Below are 18,479 nucleotides of genomic sequence, written 5' to 3' on the forward strand. Positions count from 1 at the left end.
ACCCCGGCGTTTTCATGTGCGGGTCAAATGCGTTACTTTTAGCCTTTGCGAATGAAATAAACCTGCGTCGCGCCGGCGCGTTCCGAAGCAACGAGCGTGTGGCCACCCTCGGCACAGAAATGCGGGACATCAACGACCGCAGCCGGATCGTCCGCAAAAAGGCGCAAAACCTGACCACTTTCCATGGCTTTCAGGCGTTTGCGTGCTTTTAGCACCGGCAGTGGGCACAACAAGCCAAGAGCATCAATTTCATCATTCCATTTCATAGACCAGCGAGATAGGAGGGTTGCCACAACTTGTCCACGGCAATGTTACTTTATGTGCCCGTGACCTGATGCGATTGTTCGCGTATTGCATGGGAAAGAAGGAACTTCAGATGTTCGGAATTGACCTGTTTGACGCCAGCCTCGTGCCCTCGATGATCGTTGCATTGTTAGGCGGTCTATTGTCGTTTCTCAGCCCTTGTGTCCTGCCAATAGTACCGCCGTATCTTGCCTATATGGGCGGTATTACGATCAGCGAAATGGGCGAAGTCAGAACGGCGCGCCGCCGGGCGGTGCTTTCCGCATTTTTCTTTATTTTGGGGCTATCGACCGTTTTTATCCTGTTAGGCGCGACGGCCTCTGTGTTCGGGCGGTTCTTTTTGCAAAACCAGGAATGGTTCGTCATCCTATCTGGCGTCGTTGTTATGGTTTTTGGGGCGCATTTTGTGGGTGTGTACCGTATTCCCATTCTGGACCGTGAGGCGCGGATTGATGCGGGTGACAAAGGGGGGTCTGCCTTTGGGGCTTATCTGTTGGGGCTGGCGTTCGCCTTTGGCTGGACGCCATGTATCGGACCTCAGCTAGGGATGATCCTGTCTATTGCGGCACAGGATGGGTCTGTTTCACGAGGTGGTTTTTTGCTTGCGGTCTATGCGATGGGGCTTGGCATCCCGTTCCTGCTGGTTGCTGCGTTCTTTCCCAGCATGACCGGGGTGATTGCTTGGATGAAACGGCATATGATGCAGATAGAGCGGACCATGGGCCTTTTGCTCTGGACCGTGGGTTTGATGATGGTAACGGGTAAATTTACCGATCTTGCCTGGTGGCTGAATGAGAAATTCCCGGTCTTACAGAACTTTGGCTGAGCATTGCTGTTTTCAGGGCTTAATTTCGCGCAGAACCTTCGCTAGTCTTTGCTGAGCGTAGCAAAGGCAGGCAAATGTCAGACGGGCAACAAAAGGTGGTTAGGCGGCGGGTGTTCTACATTCCCGGCTATGACCCAATCTCGCCAAGGCGCTACCGCGAACTGTACCGGAGGGAAGGTGCAGGGCAGGCTGCGATTTCAGGATACACGCTTACACTTACTCCGAAATCTGGTGGCGGACGATATGCCTGGCATGTCGAAGCAGAGATTGAAGGCGTTAAGACAAAGACAGATTTTGAGGTTCTTGTCTGGTCCGACATCGTGAAATCATCGATGGAGATGAATATTCCGATGACCTATCTGCTTATGGTGCGAACCGCCTGGACGTATATATCTTCGGGCGCGTTTTGGCAGTTGATGAAGACCCGAAAAGGCCCTGTTATTGCAGCACTTTATCCGATTTTTATGTTGGTGTTACAATTGGTTCTGGCGCTGCTTCTAGCTTGGCTTGCGGCTGCTTTCAGTGCGTTGCTGCATCCTTGGGCCTCTTGGCCGGTGGCTTTGGTCGTGATTGTGTCGTCCCTTCGGTACTTTCGGAAAATTGATAGCAAGCTTTTCGTTTACTACCTGATGCATGATTATTCTTATTCTGCGCGGTCGCGTGGTGCCAATCCGCCAGAACTGGAAAAACGCATTTCAGAGTTTGCTGGCGAAATCTCCACGGCCCTTAAGGACGACGTGGATGAGGTTTTGGTTGTTGGGCATTCTTCTGGCGCGTCGCTTGGTGTTTCCATTCTTGCTGATGTGATCCGCGAAGGAGGCGTTCCAAGGGTTGGGCCTAAGCTTTCGTTCCTGACGCTTGGGCAGGTTGTGCCAATGGTTTCTTTTCTGCCTAAAGCGTACAGATTGCGCGCGGATCTAAACTATCTTTCTGCTCGTGAAGAACTGACCTGGGTGGATGTCACAGCGCCGGGTGATGGGTGCGCATTTGCCCTGTGCGACCCGGTTTCTGTGTCAGGGGTGGCGCCAGAGGGCAAACGCTGGCCGCTGGTGCTTTCAGCGGCTTTCAGTCAAACCCTGAGCCCTGAAAGGTGGAAAGAGTTGCGATGGCGGTTTTTCAGGCTGCATTTCCAATATCTTTGTGCGTTCGATCAACCAGGCGATTACGACTATTTCCAGATCACCGCTGGGCCCAAGACTTTGGTATCACGATTTGCGGGGCGTGCGCCGTCTACGTCACGTATCGAGGCTCCTTTGTCTCCGTACCAGGAAATGACGGCGTGACGCTCCCACCGAAACCCCAAAGCCGCCCGCCCAAGGTTTCGCTCTGGAGATATGCGCGACTGTTTCGCAAAGACATCCTCTCTGCGCAGCCAGCAAAACTGTATCGTGCGTGGATGGCAGAGTTTCGGACAGTGTTTTTCCGCTCCTATCTGCTCAACCAACCAGATCTTGTGAAAACCGTGTTGAACCAGCGCCCGGATGATTTTCCGAAGTCTGACAGGGTGGGGGAAGGGTTGCGCCCCTTGCTCGGAAACTCCGTTTTCTTAACCAATGGCGAGCAGTGGAAGCGTCAGCGCAGAATTATCGACCCGGCATTTGAAGGCGGGCGACTTCGCGATACGTTTCCGGCGATGTGGGCGGCGGCTGAGGCCGCGGTGGAAAGGTTAGGGACGCTTTGCAATGATGCGCCCATTGAGATTGAGCAAGAAACAAGCCATGTCGCCGCTGATGTGATTTTTCGGACATTGTTTTCAATCCCGATTGAACACGAAACCGCAAATCAGGTCTTCAACCAGTTTCGCGCCTATCAGAGGACACAGCCAATTCTGAACCTAGCAGCGTTCTTGCCGGTTCCGGGTTGGGTTCCTCGGTTCTTCAAATCAAAAACCAAACGAACAGCGCGCGAAATAAGATCACTAATTGCGGAACTTACGCGCGAACGCATGGCCAAAATTGAATTGGGAACGGCCCCCGATGATCTTGCAACCAAAATTATGACAATGGCCGACCCTGTAACAGGCGAAACGTTTTCTACTGAGGAAATGGTTGATCAGGTGGCGATCTTCTTTCTGGCCGGACATGAAACCAGCGCATCAGCACTTGCCTGGTCGCTTTACCTTATGGCGCTTTTTCCAGAGTGGCAGGAGCGGCTGGTACGCGAAGCCGATATTTTGGAAGATATAGATTTTACAATGACTTCCAAGCTGAAGTTAAGCAAAGATGTGTTCCGGGAAACTCTGCGTTTGTACCCACCTGTTCCGATGATGGTGCGGGAAAACAGCTGTCCAGAGCACTTTCGAGACCGCGACATCAAGCCGGGTTCACAAATGGTGATAAGCCCCTGGCATCTACACCGGCACGAGAGACTGTGGGACAACCCGGATGCTTTTGATCCGGGCCGCTGGGCCACGGAGAACGGTAAGCAATGTCAACGAGAGGCGTTCATTCCATTTTCGTCAGGTCCGCGGGTTTGCACGGGCGCGGGGTTTGCGATGGTTGAGGGGCCGCTCATACTTTCCAAGGTGCTAAAGCATTTTAGGTTTGAAATTGTCTCGGAACGCACGCCGGTCCCGGTTGCGCATTTGACTGTGCGGGCAAGGGACGGAATTTGGTTGAAAATATCGCGACGTTAATTGAAGGGTCCAAGACTTTTGTGAAAAGTCTTGCAAAATCCTTTGAAAGGATTTTTGGCGCTCAAATTCAACTGATTATTTTGACGGGAGCGTTGTTGCAGAAGATGACAATTTGACCAGCGTTTTCAACCGCATGAAACCCGCGTCTGCGAAGTTCCATTTCAAGCGCAGTCCTGCCGACGATACGTTCGACGTCCTTTGTTTTTCGCCTGACGATGCCGCCATCGCGCGCGGATTTCGCATCAAATATCTGGCGAAGCCAAATTTGCGGTGGCATGAGCTCTGTTAGATTCGACATGCCGCTAAGCTGTGTCAGATTACCTTAAGATTTGGTTAATCCTGATAGTATGCCAGCACAAAAAGACGAATTGCAGAGGCCAGGCCAATTTCCTGACCGCGCGTGTCATCAATTTCAGCGGCGAGAGCGTTGATTGGCTGATCTCGCTCAGATGCGATGTCTCGAAACGCGTTCCAAAATTCATCTTCAAGCGTCACGCTCGTTCGATGGCCGTGCAATGTGAGCGAACGTTTTTTGGGACGCGTGCTCATTCTTCGTTCCGGTGTTGGTCAAGATGTTTGCGCAGCTTTTCGGCGCTTTCCGCCTCTGCGTCTTTCTGCATCTTCGTGCGCCCGAAGCGTGCCGCATTCGCATCCGCCTTGGCGCGGTCCTGTTCTCGTGCACATGTCTTGCGCGCACGAGAAAGGTTCGTGATTTTCGCCATTAGCTTTTGGGGCCAATCATGTTTTCAGGCCGGACAACCTTTTCGAAAGTTTCGGCGTCAACAAGACCAAGGTTGATTGCCTCTTCCTTCAGTGTGGTTCCATTCTTATGCGCAGTTTTTGCCACCTTGGTTGCATTGTCATACCCAATGGTTGGGGCAAGGGCCGTAACCAGCATCAGCGATTCCCGCATCAGTTTTTCTATCCGGTCACGATCAGCGCGAATGCCCACAACACAGTTGTCGGTAAATGCAGCGGCGGCATCACCCAATAGTTGCATGGATTGCAAAACGTTGTACGCCATCATTGGTTTGTAAACGTTCAGCTCAAAATGCCCCTGAGAGCCGGCAAAGCCAACAGCCGCGTCATTTCCAAAGACATGTGCGCAAACCTGCGTAAGCGCCTCGCATTGGGTTGGGTTAACTTTGCCCGGCATGATGGAAGAGCCGGGCTCATTTTCTGGCAACATCAGTTCGCCCAGACCGCAGCGGGGGCCTGAACCAAGCAGGCGGATATCGTTGGCGATTTTGAACAGCGATGCTGCAACTGTTTTTAGCGAACCCGAGATTTCGACCATCGCGTCGTGTGCTGCGAGGGCTTCGAATTTGTTGGGTGCTGTAACAAAGGGCAGGCCGGTGATGCGGGCCATATTGGCAGCAACGGTTACGCCCCAGCCGATACGTGTGTTCAGGCCTGTGCCGACAGCGGTGCCGCCTTGTGCCAGTTCATAAATATGCGCCAAAGAGGTTTTCACACGTTGCAGGCCCATCGCGACCTGATGCGCATATCCCGAAAACTCCTGTGCCAGCGTCAGTGGCGTTGCATCCATCGTATGGGTGCGACCGATTTTGATGATGCCCTCGAACTCAGCGACCTTGGCTTCAAGCGCCGCGTGCAGCTTTTCAAGTCCTGGAATCAAAACGTTATGCGCTGTCATTGCAGTTGCAATGTGCATAGCGGTCGGAAATGTGTCGTTTGATGACTGACCCATGTTGCAGTGATCATTCGGATGCACCGGGTCTTTGGAGCCAATTACACCACCAAGAATTTCAATGGCGCGGTTCGCGATGACTTCGTTCGCGTTCATATTGGATTGGGTGCCGGACCCTGTCTGCCAGACGACAAGTGGAAAGTTGTCGTCAAATTGACCTGCGACGACTTCGCCTGCGGCCTGAACAATGGCTTTACCTTTTTCTGCGTCAAGGTTTCCGCTTTCCATGTTTGCCTCGGCACAAGCCTGTTTGATCACCCCAAGAGCACGTACAATCGCGACGGGCTGCTTTTCCCAGCCAATAGGAAAGTTCATCAGGCTGCGCTGGGTCTGTGCGCCCCAGTATTTTTCACTTGGAACTTCCAGTGGGCCAAAGCTGTCGGTTTCGGTGCGGGTGTTGGTCATCAATGCTCTCCTCAGGCGTTGGCGCCTTTTCTAACGTGCATGGGCAGGAAATCAATGCGACATCCGGGCTGAAGACCAAGACACGTGAAACGTACTTGTCGCAGATGAAAAGACAATATCCAACTTGGCCGCTTGAAAGCACCAAAACTGAGGTGGAAATCAGAACGCTGCGCTACTTGCGGAAACTGTCAAGGCTGACGACTTCGGCGTCGTGATGTTCGTCTTCCGGTTCGTCTACCGCCATCGGTGCTTCTGCCGCATCTTCGTCGTCGTCCTCTTCTTCGGAATCATGCGTTTCAAAGCGCAGTCCAAATTCAACGGACGGGTCAACAAAAGTGACGATTGAATCGTAAGGGATATAGAGCGGTTCAGGCTGGTCACCAAAATTCAGTGTGACGGAAAAGCCTTCATCCGTCACCTCGAGCCCGTCAAACCAATGCTGCATAACGACGGTCATTTCGTCTGGGTAACGCTCGTTCAGCCAATCGGCGATTTTCACGTCGGGGTGCAGCGTGTCAAATGTGATGAAGAAATGATGCACCCCGGGCAGGCCGTTTTCGGCCACATCGGTCAACACTTCCTGAATCAGCCGTCGCATGGCGCGGTGCATCAGGTTTCCATATTCAATGGTGCGTGACATGGGAATGAGCCTTTAGTTGGATCGTACCATCAGCATAAGGTATTTGATGTCGAAGGGAAGGGTCTGTAAGGCAAAATATCGTTACCCAGCTTTGATTTCAGATCAATGAGATGGCCGCCGACGCCAAAGCGGCAAGGCCCAGCACGAGCGGCAGGCTCCAGTGTTTCCAAAGCAGCAGAACGCCAGCACAGATCGCCAAACCAAGCGCAACCAGATCAATTGAAGACAGGGAGGGAACCGGTGCGCTGAGAACCCCAAAACTGCGTTCATCCACCGTTGCGAACAATACATGCAGGCCGAACCAAAGCGACAGGTTCAAAATGACGCCAACAACTGCGGCCGTGATTGCACGCAAACCCGCAGACAGGCGCGGCATATGCGAGAGCCAGTCGATGTAGGGCGCACCAACGAAAATCCATAGAAAACAGGGCACAAAGGTGACCCAGAGGGTTACGAGGGCAGCGATGACCCCAAGAAACAGACCACCACTTCCAAACCCGGCTTGATAGCCAACGAATTCCGTTACCAGAATGAGCGGCCCCGGCGTTGTTTCCGCGAGGCCAAGCCCATCCATCATCTGAGGGGTGGTAAGCCACCCTTTGTCTGCAACAACTTCCTGTGCCATATACGCCAACACCGCATACGCGCCGCCAAAGGTCACAACAGCGAGCTTTGAGAAAAACAGCCCAACCTGAGCAAGCATTGTCGCACCAGACGCCCACAGCAAGGCGATTGGTGCCCACCAGAGTGAAAGCCAGATTCCCAGGGCTTTAAAAGGCAGTTTAACTTGGTCACGTTTTGCCGGGGTGTCCGGCGCTTTGGCCATGAAATAGCCGTATGCTCCGGCCAGCAAGATTATCAACGGAAAAGGCAGATCCAGGAAAAATATTCCAACAAAGGAAAGCCCGGCAATCACCCAGTGCGCACGGCCCTTCAGGGCCTTTCTTGATATGCGAAGCAAGGCTTCGACAACGACGACCACAACGGTGGCTTTAACCCCAAGAAACAACGCATTGATCAATGGAACGGCACCGTAGGCGGCGTAGGCCATGCTGAGCCCCAGCATAAACAGTGCGCCGGGGACAACAAACAGCAACCCGGCAATCAAACCACCCGGTACGCCGCGCAAGCGCCAGCCGGCATAGGTTGCAAGCTGCATTGCCTCTGGCCCCGGTAGCAACATGCAAAAAGACAGTGCACTCAGGAATTGCTGTTCGGTCAGCCAGGGGCGCTCATCGACCAGTTCGCGGTGCATAAGCGCGATTTGTGCGGCAGGGCCGCCAAACGACAGAATGCCGATGCGGGTGAAGATGCGCGTGAATTCGCGTAAAGAGATATCGTTCATCAGCGCTTTCCGGTCGGCCAGTCATGACCTTCTTCATACCCGTCGCGCGCCCAGCGATAAAGCGCGTCATAAAGCGCCATACCGGCGTTTAGCTGCTCAGTGTCGTCTTTGTATTGACGCGATAAGCCGACAGACAGAGCCAGCAGCCCAGCCGATTCCGGTGTAAGGTCGTGCCGGTTTGTATCAGCTCCCCGGACCACGTTGGCAAGTCGCAGCAATGGTTCTGTCTCAAGGGCAAATTCGGTGAGCATCGTGTCAAAGGTACAGTTCTCGTCACGATGGCTGAAATGAACGTCCTCTACATCAAACGGGGTTGCGCCAAATTTTTCTGCCACGCCCAGAACTTCGGACGGGGACACAAACAGAAACTGCGCCTTTTCATCAATGAAGCGGCGTATCAGCCATGGGCACGCGATCCGGTCAATTTTGGGTCGGTGACGCGTGACCCAAAGCGTTGAACCGTTGACTGGGGCAGGGAGGGCGCTCGCGGGGATCAGGGGCGCGCCAGCATCACGCCAGGCATGATGCCCACCCGCCAGATATTCAGCGTTCATACCCTGCGTGCGAAGCCAGGCTACAACACCTTGTGAAAGTTTCTTGCCTTTCTGACAGACAATTACAACGTGCTGTTTGTCGAGAACGGCAGCAAGCGCAGGCATATCTTTGTGGCTGTGACGGACAGAGCCGGGCAGCAACCTTGGATCGGCGGCAAAATCTTCGTCGATGCAGACGTCCACGATGGTTGGGGCATCCGGTGTCCCAATCAGACGCATGAGTTGATTTACTGAAATTTCATTTGGGGCAGGCATAGGCATCCTCGCTGAGAAATGGGTCAGGGAATGCGAAACTTGGGCTACCGCCTCACGGGGCGTTCGCGTTTAGCCCCATGAAAGGGAAAGTGCATGGCAAGGGACGACCTGTCAAGCGAGGCCGCGCAGGTACCTGTATCTGACAAAACCACATACAACTACACAGAACGCCTGATTTTGGGTTCAAATTAGATGTGAAAGTGCAGGCTTCTGTTGCCAGGTGCCTGCGAACCCCGCCTTACGCTGCTAGGCGCAAGGGCTTAAGTTTTGATAGATCGAACTGCTTACGCAGCAAGAGCCATCGGAGCTTTGTTGTCATTTGCAACTAGCTTTTGTGAACCGATAACGGTGGTATCTCACCGAGACAAAGCAAACACCTTTAGACGTTCGTCGATCCTGTTTCGACCCCATGATCCCCAAATGAAGGATTTCTGGTGGAGTCGCCGGGTACCGCCCCCGGGTCCGATCCGCTTATTACGAGCGCGTTTATGTCCATAGTCCCCGAAGGAACATTGTTAAGATAAGGTGGCGGTGGTGTAGGCGCAAGGCCTAAGACGCTGCCGGCGCAGTGGTTTTCTTTCTGGATTGCCGTGCTTCGCGTACGTCATGTGCCAGCTCAACAGAATAGGCAGCAAGGTCTGCCAGCGCCTGATCTGCTGCTGAACTGTCATGGTTTTCGATCGCATTGGCGATTTGGGTGTGAAGTTCGACGATGCGCGCGCGGTTGCGTGCCGTGAAAGTGACCATGTTCATAAGCGGCTCAATCGCTTCGACAGCGCCTGCCAACTGATAAGACAAAACCGGGTTATCTGCCCCATCCACAAGTGCGCGGTGAAACGCGACGTCAGAGGCGCAAAAAGCTTCATCCGACAAACCGGGTTGTGCCTGCCGGTGAATTTCTGCGCGCATTGTCGCAAGCTGGTCATCGGTCCGCCGCTGGGCGGAAAGCGTCACACAGGCGCGTTCCAACATGAAACGCGCTTCGCAGGCTGTTTCAAAATCAACTTCATTCATCGACAACAACAGCGTCGAGGTCGTGATTTGCTGGCCATAGGCTTCTTCAAATCGGATGCGATTGACAAAGGCCCCACCAGTTGCCCCACGTTGAGTCCGGATCAGGTTCTGCGCGGCCAGCCGCTTTAGTGCTTCGCGCACCGTCGGGCGAGAAACGCCAAACTTTAAAGAAAGCTCTGCTTCGGAGGGCAGACGTTCATCAACGATCAACTGTCCTGAAATGATTGCATCTTTGATCGCTTCGGCGATTTGAACGGACAGATCGCGCTTAGGTTTTTTATCTTTCATCGCCATTTTTCATTTGTCAGACATTTAAAAGTCTGACAATTGTATTCCGACTCGGCACATAAGGAAAGAGACATGGATTTTGCACAAAGGATAAGGCGAATGACGGGCGGCCACTGGCTTGCCGTATTCGGTTTGATCCTTGGTGCATGGGTCGTTTTATATGCGATGTCGCTGCCATCAGACCTGCGCGACATGGGGCGTATTTACGGGGCAGAGTTCTGGGTGGAACTTTGTTCGGTCACGCCGGACGCGGCAGGTTACTTCAAGGTTGTTTTGATGTGGGCAGCTATGTCCGCCGCAATGATGGCCCCAACGTTTTTGCCAGCCCTCACAACTTACGATGATCTGACTGCCACACAGGCAACGACGCGCCGGGGTTTCTACGAATTGCTTGGCGGATATCTGGTGATCTGGCTCGGGTTTTCTGTATTCGCCGCTGCTGCACAGATGACCCTGTCAGCGGCGGGCCTGGTGTCCCCAATTGGTCAGAGCTTGTCAGATTGGTTTTCTGTTGTACTGCTGCTGGTCGCGGGTATTTACCAGTTCTCACCTCTGAAAGAGGCTTGCCTCTCGAAATGCAGAATGCCGCTTACGTTCTTTATGGAACATTGGTCGCCCACCCGCTGGAATGCCGCAACGATGGGGCTTCGGCTTGGTTTGATCTGCCTTGGATGTTGCTGGGCCTTAATGGCGCTGGCCTTTGTTGGCGGCGCAATGAACCTGATCTGGATGGGGCTTGCGACCCTGATCATGGTTTTTGAAAAACTGCCCGAGATCGGGCGCTACGTGACACGCCCCCTGGGCGTCGCCCTGATTGGTGGGGCAATTGTATTAGCGGGGCAGGCGATAGGCCTGTTCTGAAAATCTTTAGGAGGAATGAAATGGCTGATCTACCAGAATGGACCATCAAGGGGGAGTTGATCCTCAACTGTAACTGCACTGTGTTCTGCCCCTGCGTGGTCAGCCTTGGTGCGCACCCCCCGACCGAAGGTTATTGTCAGGCATGGTCGGGCATTCGCATTGACAAAGGTCAGTATGGAGACACGGATCTGTCTGGCCTCAATGTTGGGCTCGTGCTCGATATCCCGGGAATGATGGGGCGGGGCAACTGGAAGGCCGCTGCTTACATAGACGAACGCTCAAGCGATGAAGCATATGACGCGCTGGTCAAAATCTTTTCAGGCGCGGCCAAAGGTACAACAGGGCTGTTTTCCATGTTGGTCAGCGAATTCATGGGCGCAGAACGCGCACCTGTTGAATTTACCACAGAGGGCAAGGCGCGCCGCCTGATGGTTGGCAAAACCATTCAGGGTGAAATCGTCCCTGTCGAGGGGAACGACCCCGATCAGGATATCGTCGTTAGCAACACAGGCTACTGGATGGGCCCGGACATTACGATTGCAACGGCCACCAAAGGCAAAGTGCGGGCCTATGGCCGTGTCTGGGATTTCTCGGGCCGTTCGGCTGAGATTTGTCAGATTGACTGGAAAGGCCCGGGCCGGTGATAGCCCCCGGCTATTGTCACACTATGGCGCGGTATAACCGATGGCAGAACAACAACCTGCTGACGGCTGCCGATACGCTTGACGAAAAGGCGCGCGATGCGGACAGAGGCGCCTTTTTTGGTTCTATCCGCGGCACGTTTTCTCACCTTCTTTGGGGCGATACGATCTGGATGAGCCGCTTTGATGGATGGGAGCCGCCAAAAACCGGCATTCCCGGCAGCGAGAATTTTGTTATGGACTGGGAGCAGATTAAGCTTGAACGCGCCAAGGCCGATGCGCGCATTTTGCGTTGGGCTGAAAATCTGACCGAAGAAGACCTTGCCGGCGACCTGATCTGGTTTTCCGGTGCTATGGGGCGCGAAATAATTAAGCCACTTGCGCTCTGCATCACGCATTTTTTCAATCACCAGACCCATCACCGCGGGCAGATTCATGCTATGTTAACAGCAGCGGGCGCACGCCCCGGTGATACCGATCTCTTCTTTATGCCGGAGGATGCCTGATGGCTCTAATCGCTCAGTCCCGCCGTTTGCGCCGCACCCCTTTTAGCGAAGGTGTCGAGGCAGCGGGCGTCAAAGGATACACTGTCTACAACCACATGCTGCTGCCAACGGTTTTCGAAAGCGTGGTCGCCGATTACAGACATCTTAAAGACCATGTGCAGATTTGGGATGTGTCGTGTGAACGTCAGGTTGAGCTTCGGGGACCTGATGCCCAACGTTTAATGCAAATGCTGACACCGCGCGACCTGAGTAATATGCAGCTAGGTCAATGTTTCTACGTGCCTATCGTTGATGAAACTGGCGGCATGCTCAATGACCCGGTCGCCGTGAAACTGGCCGAAGATCGCTGGTGGATTTCGATTGCGGACAGCGACTTGTTGTTTTGGGCCAAGGGCATTGCTTATGGCTATCGTCTGGACGTGCTGGTGGACGAGCCGGATGTTTCGCCACTCGGGATTCAGGGGCCAAAATCTGATGATCTGATGGCGCGGGTCTTTGGCGAAGAAATCCGCAAGCTGCGGTTTTTCCGCTATGATCGCTTCAGTTTTGAAGGACGCGATCTGGTGATCGCGCGATCTGGTTACTCGAAACAGGGTGGTTTCGAAATTTATGTCGAAGGTAGCGATATCGGGATGCCGCTGTGGGACGCGCTTTTCAAAGCGGGCGAAGACCTCAATGTAAGGGCAGGGTGCCCAAATCTGATAGAACGCATTGAGGGCGGGCTGCTGTCGTATGGCAACGACATGACGCGCAACAATACCCCGCACGAATGCGGCCTTGGCAAATTCTGTGATACGCAGAGCGCGATTGGTTGTGTTGGCCGGGACGCTTTGCTGCGCGTCGCGATGGAAGGGCCGATTCGTCAAATTCGTGCGATCGAGATTGACGGGGACGCTGTGCCTGCGTGTGATCATCTCTGGTCGGTTTTTGCTGGCGGCAAAAAGGTCGGTAACATCAGCTCCGCTGCGTGGTCACCCGATTTTACGACAAACGTTGCGATTGGAATGATCCGCATGACCCATTGGGATGCGGGAACCAAAGTAGAGGTCGAAACACCAGACGGAATGCGCAAGGCAACCGTCCGCGATAAATTCTGGATTTGAAGGAGAGCATAATGTTCAACGCATTGATTGTTGAAAAAGACGAAGATGGCAAAACAAGCGCGAGCGTACAGCAGATTGGGATAGATCAGCTACCGGACGGTGGTGATGTTACCGTGGCTGTTGAATACTCGACGGTGAACTACAAAGATGGCCTGTGCATTGGCCCAGGTGGCGGGCTTGTTCGAAACTACCCGCATATTCCAGGCATCGATTTAGCAGGAACGGTCGAAGCATCGGATGATGACCGTTACAAACCTGGTGACAAGGTTGTGCTGACCGGCTGGCGCGTGGGCGAGGCACATTGGGGCGGTTATTCGCAAAAGGCGCGGGTCAAGGCCGATTGGCTTGTGCCACTGCCAGCGGGGCTTAATACACGTCAGGCAATGGCGGTCGGAACAGCCGGTTTCACGGCCATGCTCGCCGTTATGGCGCTGGAAGATCACGGGCTTGAAAAAGATCATGGTCCCGTTCTTGTAACCGGTGCTGCGGGTGGTGTCGGCTCTGTTGCAACTGCGATCCTGGCCAACCTTGGCTATGAGGTTGCCGGTGTTACCGGGCGTCCAGAAACTGCCGAGTACCTCAAATCACTGGGTGCAACCCAGATCGTTGCCCGCGAAGAGCTGAATGAGACCGTGAAACGCCCGCTGGAAGGTGAAACATGGGCTGGTTGTATCGATGCCGTTGGCGGCGCAATGCTGGCGCGCGTTCTTGGACAAATGAAATATGGAACCTCTGTCGCAGCGGTAGGGCTTGCGGGTGGCACTGGACTTCCTGCGACCGTTATTCCGTTCCTTTTGCGTGGTGTGAACCTGCTTGGGATTGATTCCGTGATGCAGCCTTATGACAACCGCGTGCGTGCGTGGCAGCGGATCGCAAAAGATTTGCCAATGGAAAAACTCGAGCAGATGATCCAGCCAGCGAAACTTTCTGATCTTCCGAAACTTGGTGCAGATATACTGAAGGGTCAGGTCAAAGGACGTGTCGTTGTTGATGTGAATGCCGATTAAGGTGCACTAACGGCTTGCACCCAACGCAGTCATGCCTAACATGAAAGACCCCGGAGCATCGGCTTTGGGGTCTTCTTCTATTGAGGCCAGCATGACCCAGCTTGATATTAAATTTGTACGTGCGCAGTTTCCCGCCTTTTCAGAGCCTTCTTTGCAAGGACAGGCATTTTTCGAAAATGCCGGGGGTAGTTACACGTGCCAGCAAGTGATCGACCGTCTGACGCGGTTTTATCACCAGCGAAAAGTGCAACCCTATTCGGCCTACGAGGCAAGCCGATTAGGTGGCGAGGAAATGGATGAGGCGCGGACCCGTCTGGCATTGATGTTGGGTGTGGATACCGATGAGGTGAGTTTTGGTCCATCAACAACGCAGAACACCTATGTTCTTGCGCAGGCCTTTCGCCAGTGGCTGAAACCCGGTGATGCGATTGTTGTTACCAATCAGGACCACGAGGCAAACTCTGGTCCCTGGCGCCGTTTGGCGGACGAGGGGATCGAAGTGCGTGAATGGACGATTGACCCGGAAACGGGCCATCTGGACCCCGGTGACCTTGTCGATCTGTTGGATGAGAGCGTCAGGCTGGTTTGTTTCCCGCATTGTTCCAATGTTGTGGGCGAGATTAACGATGTTGTTGCGGTGACAGCGATTGCACATGCAGCGGGGGCATTCGTCTGCGTTGACGGGGTAAGCTATGCGCCCCACGGATTGCCGAATGTGGGCAAGCTGGGGGCAGATATTTACCTGTTTTCTGCCTACAAGACCTACGGTCCGCACCAGGGGATCATGGTGATGCGGCGCGAGTTGGGCATGATGCTTCCGAACCAGGGGCACTATTTCAACGAAGCAAGCCTTTATAAGCGTTTCACCCCAGCGGGGCCGGACCATGCACAGGTCGCGGCAAGCGCCGGTATGGCGGACTATGCAGATGCTTTGTATTCCCATCATTTCTCAGAGGCGGCAGATGAGACAAAGCGGGCTGAAGCCGTGCATGACCTGATGCGCGCGCATGAAGTTAAACATCTGCAACCTGTTCTTGACTACCTTTCACAGAAAAACTCTGTCCGGCTTGTTGGACCGACACAGGCGGACAGTCGGGCGCCGACAGTTGCTGTAGAGCTTTCCGGGCAGGCAGAACCCGTTGCCGCTGAGCTTGCGCCACACGGTATTATGGCAGGCGGGGGTGACTTTTACGCTGTTCGCGCACTTGAGGCGATGGGGATCGACCCAGCCAAAGGCGTTCTTCGGCTTAGCTTTGTTCATTACACAAGCGAAAACGAAGTTTCCAAGCTGATCAGTGTATTGGACGAGGTGCTTTAACGTATGGGCCAAAGGCCACCGATCATACTGTGGTTAAGGCGGGATCTTCGGCTGGCCGATCATCCGGCAATGGTTGCTGCGATTGCGACAGGACAGCCTGTGATACCGCTTTTCATTCATGACGAGGTGGTTGAAGTCCTTGGTGCGGCCGCGAAATTTCGGCTGGGATTGTCTTTAGAAAACATTTCCACTCAACTTCGCGATCTGGGTGCAGCACTAATCCTGCGACGCGGGCGTGCGCATGATGTTTTACGTTCTGTGGTTGCCGAGACGGGCGCGACGGGTGTTTTCTGGTCGCGCCTTTATGATACTGCGTCAAAGGTGCGCGATACAGAGGTCAAGGCTGCATTGCGTAAAGAGGGGGTTAAGGCAGACAGCCACCCGGGACATGTGCTGTTTGAACCCTGGACGGTTTCAACAAAAACCGGCGGGTTTTACAAAGTTTACACACCCTTCTGGAATACGGTGAAGCAAAAAGAGGTTGGCGTTTGCCTGCCCGCACCAAAGCGGTGGCCTGCACCTGCGAACTGGCCAAAAAGTGCCACGCTCTCAAATTGGAAAATGGACGCTGAAATGAATCGCGGTGCGGCGGCGGTGGCCAAACACCAGCGTGTCGGGGAAAGGGCAGCACAAGACAGGCTTCGTAATTTCATCGAGATAGCTGTTGATGGATACAAGAAATACAGGGATTTTCCGGGCCTGCGTTCAACGTCGGGACTATCCGAAAATCTGACTTATGGGGAAATTAGTCCGCGCATGGTCTGGCATGCAGGTGCAAGGGCGCTGAACGAAGGGCACTTAGGTGCAGAACATTTTCTGAAGGAACTGGTCTGGCGCGAATTTTCGTATCATCTGATCCATCATACACCCTGGATCGAAACGGAATGCTGGCGCAGGGTGTGGGAAAGCTTTCCCTGGCGTGGAGACACCGAGCTTGCAGAAGCCTGGCGGCGGGGGCGCACGGGTATTCCGTTTGTTGATGCCGCGATGCGTGAAATGTACGTGACCGGGACAATGCACAATCGCGCACGCATGATTGTCGGAAGCTACCTGACAAAACATCTGTTAACTGACTGGCGGATCGGTCAGGCCTGGTTTGCGGATTGCCTGACAGATTGGGACCCGGCAGCCAATGCGATGGGATGGCAGTGGGTCGCGGGCTGCGGACCGGACGCAACGCCTTATTTTCGGGTGTTTAACCCTGTAACACAGGCGGACAAGTTTGATGCGGACCAGAGCTATCAGCGGCGTTGGATCGCGGAAGGATATACCAAGCCAAGCCGGACTGCGCTGTCTTATTTCAAGGCTGTGCCGCGTAGCTGGGCCCTGAGTGAAGATATTGCCTACCCTGATCCGATTGTTTCAGCCTCTGACGGGCGGGGCGTTGCACTTGTAGCATATTCCGCCTGGAAAGAAGGTCATTTAAAATAATTTAGGTGCGTTTTTTGGGTTTTTCTGGTTTTCTACGGCCAGAGGTAAAAAAAAGAGTAGTCAGATGCCCACAGCAGCCCGCCTTGTCGCCGCAGCTTGTTTTGCAGGTCTTGCCTATTTGGTTTCCGGAATGATTGTGCCGCTTTTACCAGAGGGAACACCTGTGCCGTTCCTTGGCATCATAAATGCCTTGTTGGGTGTCGTTTGCGGCTGGAGAATCATGGGCCCGCGTGCAGGGCGCGGGGTGCGCGGCTCCGTTGGCATTGGTATAACAACAAGCGTCGCACTCGGGCTGCTGGCGCTTTTCCTGCATTCGGCGGCTAAAATGGTAAAACTGTCGCTCCGAAAATATTACGACAACCCAACAGAGGCGGTTGTCGCGATTTTCGAGATCGGGTTTGAATACGCGAAGTTGATTGCAACGACAGAAGTGATCGGCACGGCACTGATTGGCGGAATAATTGCCGGTCTTGTTACAAATGCTGCTGATCGGCGGTGGAACTAAAAACGTGAAGCAAATGTTTTTTTATGGCACGTTGTGTCATCGTCCGCTGCTGGAAGTGGTGTTGAATCGTTCGGTCTCAGAAGATGAGATGACACGTTCACGCCTGCCCGACCATGCGGTTTACTGGGCAAAAGGTCAGATATTCCCGCTTATTACAGAAGAAGTCGGCAGCGTTGCTGAAGGTGTCAGTTTTGACGCTTCAGAAGAAGATGTTGCGCGGCTCAACTATTACGAAGGCGGGTTTCACTATGATTTGCATCTGGTGACGCCAATCGGGGAGACATCCCCAGTCGAGGTTTATTTTCCACGCCCCGGTCAGTGGCAAAAAGGGGCATCGTGGAGCCTTGAAGATTTTGTAGAACAATATGGCGCGGTGACATTGATTGCGGCTGCAGATGTGGCCGAGTTATTTGGCCAGATCGATGCAGACGAAGTTGCAAGACGTTTACAAATGCTTCGGGCACGGGCGCGTAAAATAGTTTCGGTTCACAGCCCAACACCATCAGGTTTGCGATACGGCTTCGGGCAGGCCGATGTCAGCTTACTGAATCACGAACGCGCCTATGACAGCTTTTTTGCGCTCGACGATTTGGATTTGTCCCATCGTCGTTTCGATGGAACCGTCTCTGCACCGTTGCGCCGCTCGGTTTTTGTAACAAGCGATGCGGTCATCGTTTTACCCTATGATCCCGCACGTGACCGGGTTTTGCTCGTCGAACAGTTTCGTGTGGGTGCGTTTATGCGTGGGGATAGACACCCTTGGACGCTCGAGCCGATTGCAGGCCGCATAGACAAAGGGGAAACACCCGAAGATGCAGCGCATCGTGAGGCAAAGGAAGAGGCAGGGTTAACACTGACAGATCTGCAGCTGATCAACAGACATTACCCAACCCCCGGTGCTGCAACAGAGTATTTCCATACCTATCTTGGTTTGTGTGATTTGCCTGACGAAGTAGATGAATTTGGCGGCGTATCCGGTGAAGGTGAAGATATTCGCACACATGTTCTGTGCTTTGAGCAATTGATGGCATTGGTTGAGAGTGGTGAAGCTGAAACCGGTCCACTTGTACTGTCGGCATTTTGGCTCGCACTCAATCGTGATCGACTGCGCGCGGATGCTTGAGTTCCGCC

General features: G+C 53.8%; 21 protein-coding genes and 1 other RNA gene. 12 read left to right on the forward strand and 10 right to left on the reverse strand.

The window, feature by feature from the left end; genetic code table 11:
- Positions 1–38: 38 nt before the first annotated feature.
- On the reverse strand, positions 39–266 hold the full coding sequence (locus MWU63_RS18715; RefSeq protein WP_213890958.1) for a sulfurtransferase TusA family protein: 228 nt from the start codon (positions 264–266) through the stop codon (positions 39–41).
- 110 nt (positions 267–376) lie between these two features.
- On the opposite strand from MWU63_RS18715, the gene MWU63_RS18720 reads away from it, so the two are divergent.
- From MWU63_RS18720 to MWU63_RS18730, 3 genes are all read left to right on the forward strand, one after another.
- Positions 377–1,129, forward strand: coding sequence for a cytochrome c biogenesis protein CcdA (locus tag MWU63_RS18720; RefSeq protein ID WP_213890932.1), 753 nt, complete (start codon positions 377–379; stop codon positions 1,127–1,129).
- A gap of 74 nt (positions 1,130–1,203) precedes the next feature.
- Complete coding sequence (locus MWU63_RS18725) at positions 1,204–2,412, forward strand: hypothetical protein (RefSeq protein ID WP_213890933.1); 1,209 nt, start codon at positions 1,204–1,206, stop codon at positions 2,410–2,412.
- Positions 2,409–3,764, forward strand: a complete 1,356-nt coding sequence (locus MWU63_RS18730) for a cytochrome P450 (protein ID WP_247079437.1) — start codon at positions 2,409–2,411, stop codon at positions 3,762–3,764. Before MWU63_RS18725 ends, MWU63_RS18730 begins: the two co-directional genes overlap by 4 nt.
- A gap of 67 nt (positions 3,765–3,831) precedes the next feature.
- On the opposite strand, the gene MWU63_RS18735 is transcribed toward MWU63_RS18730, so the two are convergent.
- From MWU63_RS18735 to MWU63_RS18775, 9 genes are all read right to left on the reverse strand, one after another.
- Positions 3,832–4,062 carry an N-(5'-phosphoribosyl)anthranilate isomerase gene (locus tag MWU63_RS18735; protein ID WP_247079439.1) on the reverse strand — a complete coding sequence of 77 codons (231 nt, stop codon included), beginning with the start codon at positions 4,060–4,062 and terminating at the stop codon, positions 3,832–3,834.
- Between the two features lie 35 nt (positions 4,063–4,097).
- On the reverse strand, positions 4,098–4,313 hold the full coding sequence (locus MWU63_RS18740; RefSeq protein ID WP_213890936.1) for a ribbon-helix-helix domain-containing protein: 216 nt from the start codon (positions 4,311–4,313) through the stop codon (positions 4,098–4,100).
- Positions 4,310–4,486 carry a DUF4169 family protein gene (locus MWU63_RS18745; protein WP_213890937.1) on the reverse strand — a complete coding sequence of 59 codons (177 nt, stop codon included), beginning with the start codon at positions 4,484–4,486 and terminating at the stop codon, positions 4,310–4,312. The genes MWU63_RS18740 and MWU63_RS18745 overlap by 4 nt, the downstream gene beginning before the upstream one ends.
- The gene (gene fumC, locus MWU63_RS18750) at positions 4,486–5,880 is read right to left on the reverse strand and encodes a class II fumarate hydratase (RefSeq protein WP_213890938.1); all 1,395 of its coding nucleotides are present in this window, start codon (positions 5,878–5,880) and stop codon (positions 4,486–4,488) included. Before fumC ends, MWU63_RS18745 begins: the two co-directional genes overlap by 1 nt.
- A 172-nt stretch (positions 5,881–6,052) precedes the next feature.
- Positions 6,053–6,520: a ClpXP protease specificity-enhancing factor SspB gene (locus tag MWU63_RS18755; protein WP_213890939.1), complete on the reverse strand. Its 468-nt coding sequence runs from the start codon at positions 6,518–6,520 to the stop codon at positions 6,053–6,055.
- A 97-nt stretch (positions 6,521–6,617) separates the two neighbouring features.
- Positions 6,618–7,865: a chromate efflux transporter gene (chrA, locus tag MWU63_RS18760; protein WP_213890940.1), complete on the reverse strand. Its 1,248-nt coding sequence runs from the start codon at positions 7,863–7,865 to the stop codon at positions 6,618–6,620.
- Entirely contained in the window at positions 7,865–8,674 is an 810-nt protein-coding gene (locus MWU63_RS18765) for a sulfurtransferase/chromate resistance protein (protein WP_213890941.1), read from the reverse strand. The genes chrA and MWU63_RS18765 overlap by 1 nt, the downstream gene beginning before the upstream one ends.
- 199 nt (positions 8,675–8,873) lie before the next feature.
- Positions 8,874–9,224: a transfer-messenger RNA gene (gene ssrA / locus MWU63_RS18770) on the reverse strand.
- The gene (locus MWU63_RS18775) at positions 9,224–9,976 is read right to left on the reverse strand and encodes an FCD domain-containing protein (RefSeq protein ID WP_213890942.1); all 753 of its coding nucleotides are present in this window, start codon (positions 9,974–9,976) and stop codon (positions 9,224–9,226) included. Before MWU63_RS18775 ends, ssrA begins: the two co-directional genes overlap by 1 nt.
- Positions 9,977–10,048: 72 nt before the next feature.
- On the opposite strand from MWU63_RS18775, the gene MWU63_RS18780 reads away from it, so the two are divergent.
- From MWU63_RS18780 to MWU63_RS18820, 9 genes are all read left to right on the forward strand, one after another.
- Positions 10,049–10,837: a DUF2182 domain-containing protein gene (locus MWU63_RS18780; RefSeq protein ID WP_246531835.1), complete on the forward strand. Its 789-nt coding sequence runs from the start codon at positions 10,049–10,051 to the stop codon at positions 10,835–10,837.
- Positions 10,838–10,857: 20 nt separating this feature from the next.
- Positions 10,858–11,481, forward strand: a complete 624-nt coding sequence (locus MWU63_RS18785) for a DUF1326 domain-containing protein (protein WP_213890943.1) — start codon at positions 10,858–10,860, stop codon at positions 11,479–11,481.
- A 23-nt stretch (positions 11,482–11,504) separates the two neighbouring features.
- Positions 11,505–11,984: a DinB family protein gene (locus MWU63_RS18790; RefSeq protein WP_213890944.1), complete on the forward strand. Its 480-nt coding sequence runs from the start codon at positions 11,505–11,507 to the stop codon at positions 11,982–11,984.
- A complete protein-coding gene (locus MWU63_RS18795; RefSeq protein WP_213890945.1) occupies positions 11,984–13,087 on the forward strand; it encodes a dimethylsulfoniopropionate demethylase in 1,104 nt (367 codons plus the stop codon). Before MWU63_RS18790 ends, MWU63_RS18795 begins: the two co-directional genes overlap by 1 nt.
- 11 nt (positions 13,088–13,098) lie before the next feature.
- Positions 13,099–14,094 (forward strand): acryloyl-CoA reductase, encoded by a 996-nt coding sequence (gene acuI / locus MWU63_RS18800; protein ID WP_213890946.1) that lies wholly within the window; start codon positions 13,099–13,101, stop codon positions 14,092–14,094.
- A gap of 91 nt (positions 14,095–14,185) precedes the next feature.
- Complete coding sequence (locus tag MWU63_RS18805) at positions 14,186–15,412, forward strand: aminotransferase class V-fold PLP-dependent enzyme (protein WP_247079441.1); 1,227 nt, start codon at positions 14,186–14,188, stop codon at positions 15,410–15,412.
- A 3-nt stretch (positions 15,413–15,415) separates the two neighbouring features.
- Positions 15,416–16,843, forward strand: coding sequence for a deoxyribodipyrimidine photo-lyase (locus MWU63_RS18810; protein ID WP_213890947.1), 1,428 nt, complete (start codon positions 15,416–15,418; stop codon positions 16,841–16,843).
- A 64-nt stretch (positions 16,844–16,907) separates the two neighbouring features.
- Positions 16,908–17,348, forward strand: a complete 441-nt coding sequence (locus MWU63_RS18815) for a TrgA family protein (protein WP_213890948.1) — start codon at positions 16,908–16,910, stop codon at positions 17,346–17,348.
- Between the two features lie 13 nt (positions 17,349–17,361).
- Positions 17,362–18,471 (forward strand): NUDIX domain-containing protein, encoded by a 1,110-nt coding sequence (locus tag MWU63_RS18820; protein WP_247079463.1) that lies wholly within the window; start codon positions 17,362–17,364, stop codon positions 18,469–18,471.
- Positions 18,472–18,479 lie beyond the last annotated feature (8 nt).

The sequence above is a fragment of the Pseudohalocynthiibacter sp. F2068 genome, from assembly GCF_023015645.1.
GTDB classification, from domain to species: domain Bacteria; phylum Pseudomonadota; class Alphaproteobacteria; order Rhodobacterales; family Rhodobacteraceae; genus Pseudohalocynthiibacter; species Pseudohalocynthiibacter aestuariivivens.

Coding starts and splice junctions, on each gene's coding strand:
- MWU63_RS18715 (WP_213890958.1), bottom strand. CDS start 266: ATGAAATGGAATGATGAAATTGATGCTCTTGGCTTGTTGTGCCCACTG.
- MWU63_RS18720 (WP_213890932.1), top strand. CDS start 377: ATGTTCGGAATTGACCTGTTTGACGCCAGCCTCGTGCCCTCGATGATC.
- MWU63_RS18725 (WP_213890933.1), top strand. CDS start 1,204: ATGTCAGACGGGCAACAAAAGGTGGTTAGGCGGCGGGTGTTCTACATT.
- MWU63_RS18735 (WP_247079439.1), bottom strand. CDS start 4,062: ATGTCGAATCTAACAGAGCTCATGCCACCGCAAATTTGGCTTCGCCAG.
- MWU63_RS18740 (WP_213890936.1), bottom strand. CDS start 4,313: ATGAGCACGCGTCCCAAAAAACGTTCGCTCACATTGCACGGCCATCGA.
- MWU63_RS18745 (WP_213890937.1), bottom strand. CDS start 4,486: ATGGCGAAAATCACGAACCTTTCTCGTGCGCGCAAGACATGTGCACGA.
- fumC (WP_213890938.1), bottom strand. CDS start 5,880: ATGACCAACACCCGCACCGAAACCGACAGCTTTGGCCCACTGGAAGTT.
- MWU63_RS18755 (WP_213890939.1), bottom strand. CDS start 6,520: ATGTCACGCACCATTGAATATGGAAACCTGATGCACCGCGCCATGCGA.
- chrA (WP_213890940.1), bottom strand. CDS start 7,865: ATGAACGATATCTCTTTACGCGAATTCACGCGCATCTTCACCCGCATC.
- MWU63_RS18765 (WP_213890941.1), bottom strand. CDS start 8,674: ATGCCTGCCCCAAATGAAATTTCAGTAAATCAACTCATGCGTCTGATT.
- MWU63_RS18775 (WP_213890942.1), bottom strand. CDS start 9,976: ATGAAAGATAAAAAACCTAAGCGCGATCTGTCCGTTCAAATCGCCGAA.
- MWU63_RS18780 (WP_246531835.1), top strand. CDS start 10,049: ATGGATTTTGCACAAAGGATAAGGCGAATGACGGGCGGCCACTGGCTT.
- MWU63_RS18785 (WP_213890943.1), top strand. CDS start 10,858: ATGGCTGATCTACCAGAATGGACCATCAAGGGGGAGTTGATCCTCAAC.
- MWU63_RS18790 (WP_213890944.1), top strand. CDS start 11,505: ATGGCGCGGTATAACCGATGGCAGAACAACAACCTGCTGACGGCTGCC.
- MWU63_RS18795 (WP_213890945.1), top strand. CDS start 11,984: ATGGCTCTAATCGCTCAGTCCCGCCGTTTGCGCCGCACCCCTTTTAGC.
- acuI (WP_213890946.1), top strand. CDS start 13,099: ATGTTCAACGCATTGATTGTTGAAAAAGACGAAGATGGCAAAACAAGC.
- MWU63_RS18805 (WP_247079441.1), top strand. CDS start 14,186: ATGACCCAGCTTGATATTAAATTTGTACGTGCGCAGTTTCCCGCCTTT.
- MWU63_RS18810 (WP_213890947.1), top strand. CDS start 15,416: ATGGGCCAAAGGCCACCGATCATACTGTGGTTAAGGCGGGATCTTCGG.
- MWU63_RS18815 (WP_213890948.1), top strand. CDS start 16,908: ATGCCCACAGCAGCCCGCCTTGTCGCCGCAGCTTGTTTTGCAGGTCTT.
- MWU63_RS18820 (WP_247079463.1), top strand. CDS start 17,362: ATGTTTTTTTATGGCACGTTGTGTCATCGTCCGCTGCTGGAAGTGGTG.